A 7,478-nucleotide genomic window follows, 5' to 3' on the forward strand; every position below is an offset into this window, starting at 1 on the left:
CTTCTTCTTGACAGGAAATAATTCCAATTGATATAAATAATAAGAAAATTAAATTTAGATTGAATCTTTTCATAATTTGTTGTTTAGATTAATAAATGTCTTTTAATATAAAAATTTGTGTAAAAATTGTTTACAACGGTCTTGTTTAACGCAAGTGGCGTGGAGTAGGGACGCGTTCTTGTCGGCTTAGTTGTTTGTTACTTGGTCTCTAAAATAACACTTTTCACCACAATGCCCGCTATTTGCTGTTAAACGATGTTAGCCATAGTTACTTTACTTTTTTATTCTCAATCCATTCTTCGATATTCGTCATAAAATTTTCTACCAATTCCATTTCTGAATTAAAAATTGGATCAATACTAGTAATATCAAAAGCAATCCAACTATTCCAAAAATCAGTTACAATTTTAAATAGCACAGGTTCTTTTTTTTCAAGAAGTTCTAAATGTTCTGAATAATCTCTGTCAATATGATCTGCATAAATTGATATTAGATATCCAATGAATCTATTAATTGCGTCTGCTTTATATTTTCCAAGAAAGTTTAAGTGTAATTTTCTAATTTCATTTATTGAACATTGTTCTTTATGTCCATCTCTAATGAATTTCTCAGGTTCATATCCCATTTCTAAATATTTAGGATACATTTTATTATGATCAAAACAGTTTTCGATATAATCGCATAAGTGTTTAGTGAAGATTTTTCCTAATTTCCATTTAGATTCGAAAATCAGATATATGTGATTTCCAATAGTGTAATTATATCGTTTTAACCATATATGTAATAATTCGTGATTTATTTCTTCTACTTTAAATGTGGAAGGATTGTAATCAATTATTGACTTTCCATTCTTGATATAAACTCCACAATAATTAATATTCTTCTCTTGAAATTCTATCTCAAAATCATTTCTAAGATCATTTAATAAATCAGACGAACTTTTATCTAAAATCGGATCTCTCATAAGTAATTATGGCTAACGGTCTTGGTTAAGGCAAGTAGCGTGGAATAGGGACGCGAACTTGTCGGCTTTGTTGTTTTTTACTTGATGTCTAAAATAATACTTTTCACCAGAATGCCCGCTATTTGCGCTTAACCGATGTTGTAAAACGTTTTTTAATCAGTACAATTCTTCCATAATTTTTATTACTCTTAAACTGTCATTGTGTTTATCCATAAAAAATGCTGAAGGTCCGAGTGGATTTGCAATTGCTAGAACACCATATTCTTCATTAAAAATTACTGGGCTCATTCCGTCGATTATTGGATCACTCATTTTGTATCTGTCAAACCAATTTATTGAATCCGCATCATTTTGATAAACGTTTTCATCGAATTTTTTATATTCGATATGTTCAATTTGAAGCTTTTGATTTTTCATCAAATAACGAACCTTTAAATTTCGAGTAGAATCGGAGATACTTTTATATTCATAAGTTATTGTCGAATCTCTAATAGTTTTTATAAGTAAATACTCAGTACGAAGTTTAAGTGTATCATTCGAGTATCCGCTTAAAAATCTTGAGTCAGTTATTATTGTTTTCAATTCCGTTGAATCCTCTGCATATTTTATTTGGAAGTCATTTAATGTATATATCACATATCCTATCGTGAAAATTACTCCGAATGCAAAGACAAATATTAATATGTTCTTAATTTTTATCAAATGTTTTAAATCACGTTTTATTGCAATCTGTTGATCATAGTTAAAATATCAGTCTTGGTATATTCTCCATTTTTCACCAAATAGTTTCCATTTTTATTAATTACCAATAGGCCGAAGCACGTATTATTCTTATTAAAAAATTTATTTAGGAAGAACTTAGAATCATCAGGATAATGCTTTTCAAAATCAATTACCGATTTCATGATTTTCGAATCCGAGTAGATAAAAATGTTTCTAGTATTTACTAAATCAATATGAGAATAAAATTTATTCCACCAATTATTTGAATTTTCCAGATTTTTATAACTGTCATACCAAAAATTATCACGTGGTTCTCTAAAATTAATAATGATTAAATCTGACTTATTCCAGTCGTAATTTTCTCGAATAAATATCAATTCACTATCATCAAGTTTGTAATCAGATTGAATTTCATTTGATCCATTTGAGAGAGTGAAAAAAGAGAGAATTACTAAAAAAATCTTCATATAAAATGTTTTACAACGGTCTTGGTTAAGGCAAGTAGCGGGAGTAGGGACGCAAACTTGTCGGCTTTGTTGTTTGTTACTTTGTGTCTAAAATACACTTTTTCGACTAAGCCCGCTATTTGCGCTTAACCGATGTTGTAGCACGTTACGTTCTACTAATTTGTTTATTTATCAATGGATCTTTTCAATACTAATCTGATTTGACCCATATGATTTGCTTGATGTTCCATAACATGATACCAAGCCCAATGATTATTCATATCTGTTCTTTTGACTTTTGAATTTAACCACTTGTCATCTTTAGTCTTTAATAATGTAAGAGTTTCATTTCTTACCTCATTCCATATGTTCAAATAATACGCAATTGGCTTATCGATTAGCTCATCTCTCGCATGATCTCCCAACTCTAATGGTATTAGCCATTTTTCCTTTTCAATATCATTAAAACCTCTATTTTCAAATGTAAATAATTGATAATATTTCTCAGTTGCAGCTAAATGAAAAATCATTGCTCCGATGCGGTTGGCATCTTCATCCAATAAAAAATCAACATTATTCTGATCAAGATTTTCAACACTCTGAGTCACTCGTGTTTTTAAATCCTCGAGCATTGAAATCATTATTCCAATTTGTGGAGAATATCCATTGGCAGGTTCAATTATATTTTGAGCTTTAATTGAACTATTAAACAAGAAAATTATTAATGTCAGATAAAATATGTGTCTCTTCATTGGATTTTTTTTAATGTGCTACAACGGTCTTGTTTAACGCAAGTGGCGTGGAGTAGGGACGCGAACTTGTCGGCATTGTTGATTTTTACTTGGTCTCTAAAATAACACTTTTCACCACAATGCCCGCCATTTGCTGTTAAACGATGTTGGCAGCAGTTAATTGCACTATTCCATTAATTCTAAGGAAGATATACTATTAAAAACTCTATATTCTTTAATTCTAGGGTCAAATAGTTCTTGCTCAAAGTATTTGATTTTGATGTTTTTTCCTTTTAATTTTTCAAATGAATTTTGAACATCATACTCGGAAGATAAAAAAGTAAGCCAGAAAAACTTTTCAATTTTTCCTTCCTGATTTTTCACATTGAATACAACGAACATATCTTCTTTAATGTCAGTTATTTCGCCACTAGCAAAGAAAACCATAGAATCTTCTTTTTCATCTTCTAATTCAACGGAGAACTTTAAAAGAGTATTTGGACAAATAAATGCCATTCTATTCCCAATTAACTTTCCAAGTCTCTCAGCGTCATCTTCAAGATTGTCTAAGTTAAAATCATATTGCTCTGCTAATTCCTTTTTGTATTCTTTGGCAGATTGGAATAAGCATATACCCATTTGCATTTTAGGGGTTAATTTCTCATCAGATTCTGTTTTCTTTTTCAACTCTACACATTCACAAGTTTTGCTTGTAATTATGTCTATAAAGTCATCATTTGCATTTTGACCAAATGAAAGTGTTAAACTCATTAGTGCGAAAATGGTTAAAATATAATTTTTTTTCATGTTCTGTTTTTCAGTTTAATTGCTGCCAACGGTCTTGGTTAAGGCAAGTAGCGTGGAGTAGGGACGCGTTCTGGTCGGCTTAGTTGTTTTTTACTTGATGTCTAAAATAGCACTTTTCACTAGAATGCCCGCTATTTGCGCTTAACCGATGTTGGCAACTGGCTTTTCTCCGTATTCTGTCTAAGATGCAAATTGTTAAATAGCGCAAAAAAAATAGGCTTTAATAGAAATAGGTTATAAAGCTTCTAGAAGAATAAAAACTACAGCTACTAAGTTTCTTAAAGAATGTATAGCAGTGGTTGTCCAAAAGCTCGATTCTTTTCTTTCTTGGAAAAGAATGTAAGTCTTCGCTAATATTATTCCTGTAGGTAGAGTTAATAAACTATACCAGTAACTATATCCAAAATGCATTAGGGAAAACAATAATGAAGAAAATAAAATGATTAATAATTCGTATTTATTCTTCAATAATCCTTGTAATAATTTTATAGGAAGTGTCTGTAAAAATAGGGTTTCCATCAAAGGAGCAAATACAACAGCAGATAATATCAGACCAATTGTGGAATAGCTATCAGCGTCAATCCCTCCAACTTCTTCTTCCGTAATGTTGAAGTAATCGAATATAAATCCTATTGGTAATAGTGAGATTATAATTATTAAAGTAGTAGATAATATAAAATTGAAATAACTTAATTGTTTCCATTTTAAATAACCAAATTTTATTATTTCCATTTTTTTTTGCTTGTTGCCAACGGTCTTGGTTAAGGCAAGTAGCGTGGAGTAGGGACACCTCCTTGTCGGCTTAGTTGTTCGTTACTTGATGTCTAAAATAACACTTTTCAACAGAAAGCCCGCTATTTGCACTTAACCGATGTTGCCTAGCGTGGCGATACTACGGAATATGTTGTTGTACTGTCTGCCTTTTTTGTCCTTTTTGTTCTTTTCTGAATCTTGAGTTTTTTTGAGTCCGAGTGATAATCAGCTTTTAAATTCTAAAGTCAGATGTACTTTTGTTCTTAGTCAAAATTGTCATTTTTCACGTCCGAGTGAAAGTCAGCGCACAGCTTTTAAAAATCATTTGTCTTAGCTTCTATTTTTCATTTTACTTTTTCCGGTCCGAGTGAAAGTCAGCGTACTGTTCGGAAGAGGATTGTTTTTTTTTTACTTTTCATCTTTCCGAATCCTATTGACTTAATCAGAATTTAGTAGTTTTTATTGAATTCCAAAATCTTGAAATAATCAGCGCAACAGTTGCGAAAGAGTGAGTTTTTTATCAATTAAAAACTTCAAATATGTTCTTTGATTTTTTTTCCGAGCAATGCTTGGCAACGGTCTTGGTTAAGGCAAGTAGCGTGGAGTAGGGACACGTTCTTGTCGGATTAGTTGATTTTTTCTTGGTTTCTAAAATTACACTTTTCACTGGAATACCCGCTATTTGCGCTTAACCGATGTTGTGTGCTGGCTTTTTTATGTTCAATATTTTTCCAATGCTCGGTCGAAATCAACTAGGTCGATCCATTTTAGTTTTTCTAAATCAATAATTTCGTTTGTTCGTTTTTTTCTATTTAGAATTTTTATTTCTTCTGGATGAATTTCAATTAATTTTACTTTGTTTTTCTCCGTTTCTTCAAGTCCATAATAAATTGAAGTTGCGTCGAAGTCAAAAAAAGCAAATTTTTTGTTTTTTAGATTTATCAAAAGAAAAGGAAAACCGCCTTTCGAATTATTTGCTGGTTTTCGACACACAATGCAGTCAGATTTTTCAAGAAAGTCAAAAGTTTTAAGGCTTTGAAAATATATCCAAATCCGACTCGAATTAAGTTCTAGTTTTGGGTTTTCAGAGTTTGAGTAAATACCGAATACTCCATATTCAGCTCCCATACTCCATTCCTTTATATTATAGACTATAATTCCATATTCATTGTTGGGTGATGAAGTAAAATAATCTTCTATCCATCCTTCTGGTTTATAGTCAATCAGTTTTTTCTTGTTAATATTCCAACTCAAAATTTCGTTCATTTCGATTTTTTTTCAGCTTGCACACAACGGTCTTGGTTAAGGTAAGTAGCGTGGAGTAGGGACACGTTCTTGTCGGCTTAGTTGTTTTTTACTTGGTGTCTAAAATAACACTTTTCACTCGAATGCCCGCTATTTGCGCTTAACCGATGTTGGCTATAGTTTTCTAGTTCAGATTTCCCATTATACCTTCGCCTGTTTTTTGATCAATAAATCCACTTTCTAATCCAGATTTATTATCCAAGTTTTGATGTTCAATAATATGTTCTCGAAATTCCATTTTAATCCGAAGTTTTTTCAAATCTAGTTTTTTGTCAAAATAAACCCAATCAGTATTGTTTTCGGACCAGGCTGTACCCCAAAAGGTGATCTTGTAATCTCTTTTCATCAAATATTTAGCTAGTTTTTTTAAGTCAGTTGAAATTATCGAATTACTAGGGTCAGAGAAGTACTTATCAAATTCAATTATTCTCTCTCCGATTTTGAATTTATAATCTAAACTGTCAACTACAACTCTACTTAATACACCACTTAAATTTCTTTCAAGATTTAAGGATTGCATATATTCTTGAAGAGATTTATATGTTTGGATTTTTGGATTTTTTACAATCTGAGTATCTAAAATTGATAAGAAATTTTCGTTTTCCTCTTTGCCACTAAAAAGATCATTTAATTGTTTTGGGGAATTCAATGATAAGAACAATTGATGTAGTGATCTCAATGTTTCATCTTTTGGATTATTAGAAATTTCAGTCTCTAAATCCGATATCAATTTATCTTTTTCTTTTTTAAATTCTCTCATATGAAAATTATTGCCAACGGTCTTGTTTAACGCAAGTGGCGTGGAGTAAGGACACGTTTTTGTCGGCTTGGTTGTTTATTAATTGGTCTCTAAAATAATACTTTTCACTAAAATGCCCGCTATTTGCTGTTAAACGATGTTATGTGGCGTTTTTAATTAATTCTAATATAGTCATCTTTATAATAATTCCCGAATGATCAATCCTAAACCAATTATTATGAAACCTATTCCAGCACCAATTAGTTTAAATGTAAGACCACCTTTTTCTTCTTTCTTAAGTCCGTTATAGTAAATAAGTATTACCGTTCCAAGAATGATGAATGCAATTGCTAATATTATATTTACCATATTTTTTTAATCATTTTATAAGTCAGTATTGTGAAGATACTTATACCAATGATAAGGATTCCATATTTTATTAAACCTGTGGTTAAAAATAAGAAAAACCCATTTTCTGGTCTGAAGTTGTCGGCTTTAATAATTAATGAATTTAATTGATCTGAATCATTGATCATTAAGAATGTCAATATGCAGAAGATACTGAGAAAATAAAGTCCGAATATTTTAATTTTATTGTTCAATTTATTTTAAGTTTTTTATTCTTTTCTATAACAGGAAGTCAAAAATATAAGAGTAGGATTAAACATTTGTTCTTTCATCGGATCATCTTAAATGCCATATAACGGTCTTGGTTAAGGCAAGTAGCGTGGAGTAGGGACACGTTCTTGTCGGCTTTGTTGTTTGTTAATTGATGTCTAAAATATCACTTTTCATCGGATTGCCCGCTATTTGCGCTTAACCGATGTTGTAGCCAGTTTGTTTTACGAAATTGTGGTAGTTACTATTTCATCAATTACCCACTTTCCATTCTTTTTGTATATAAACACTAGAACTCCAAATCCGTTGAGTGGCCCAAATGAATAGTTGCTTTTTAAAACGCCAAATGAATGAGTTTTGTCAAATTGAATTCTACTGAATCCAGTTGCTCC

General features: G+C 30.9%; 9 protein-coding genes. All 9 read right to left on the reverse strand.

The genetic code is table 11. The features are described from left to right. Positions 1 to 268: 268 nt before the first annotated feature. Positions 269 to 964: a hypothetical protein gene (locus tag BC962_RS16125; RefSeq protein ID WP_121347122.1), complete on the reverse strand. Its 696-nt coding sequence runs from the start codon at positions 962 to 964 to the stop codon at positions 269 to 271. 156 nt (positions 965 to 1,120) lie between these two features. After that, a complete protein-coding gene (locus BC962_RS16130; protein ID WP_121347124.1) occupies positions 1,121 to 1,666 on the reverse strand; it encodes a hypothetical protein in 546 nt (181 codons plus the stop codon). 17 nt (positions 1,667 to 1,683) lie between these two features. Continuing rightward, complete coding sequence (locus BC962_RS16135; RefSeq protein WP_121347125.1) at positions 1,684 to 2,154, reverse strand: hypothetical protein; 471 nt, start codon at positions 2,152 to 2,154, stop codon at positions 1,684 to 1,686. A gap of 164 nt (positions 2,155 to 2,318) precedes the next feature. Next, entirely contained in the window at positions 2,319 to 2,885 is a 567-nt protein-coding gene (locus tag BC962_RS16140; RefSeq protein ID WP_121347127.1) for a DinB family protein, read from the reverse strand. A 165-nt stretch (positions 2,886 to 3,050) separates the two neighbouring features. Further along, a complete protein-coding gene (locus BC962_RS16145; RefSeq protein WP_121347129.1) occupies positions 3,051 to 3,671 on the reverse strand; it encodes a hypothetical protein in 621 nt (206 codons plus the stop codon). Between the two features lie 234 nt (positions 3,672 to 3,905). Next, positions 3,906 to 4,403, reverse strand: coding sequence for a CPBP family glutamic-type intramembrane protease (locus BC962_RS16150; protein ID WP_121347130.1), 498 nt, complete (start codon positions 4,401 to 4,403; stop codon positions 3,906 to 3,908). Between the two features lie 741 nt (positions 4,404 to 5,144). Continuing rightward, entirely contained in the window at positions 5,145 to 5,690 is a 546-nt protein-coding gene (locus BC962_RS16155) for a hypothetical protein (RefSeq protein ID WP_121347132.1), read from the reverse strand. Between the two features lie 163 nt (positions 5,691 to 5,853). Next, positions 5,854 to 6,489, reverse strand: coding sequence for a hypothetical protein (locus BC962_RS16160; protein ID WP_121347134.1), 636 nt, complete (start codon positions 6,487 to 6,489; stop codon positions 5,854 to 5,856). A gap of 177 nt (positions 6,490 to 6,666) precedes the next feature. Continuing rightward, on the reverse strand, positions 6,667 to 6,837 hold the full coding sequence (locus BC962_RS16410; RefSeq protein WP_183075532.1) for a hypothetical protein: 171 nt from the start codon (positions 6,835 to 6,837) through the stop codon (positions 6,667 to 6,669). Positions 6,838 to 7,478: the final 641 nt, after the last annotated feature.

Origin of the sequence: Gillisia mitskevichiae (assembly GCF_003634585.1) — a bacterium.
Taxonomy (GTDB): Bacteria; Bacteroidota; Bacteroidia; order Flavobacteriales; family Flavobacteriaceae; genus Gillisia; species Gillisia mitskevichiae.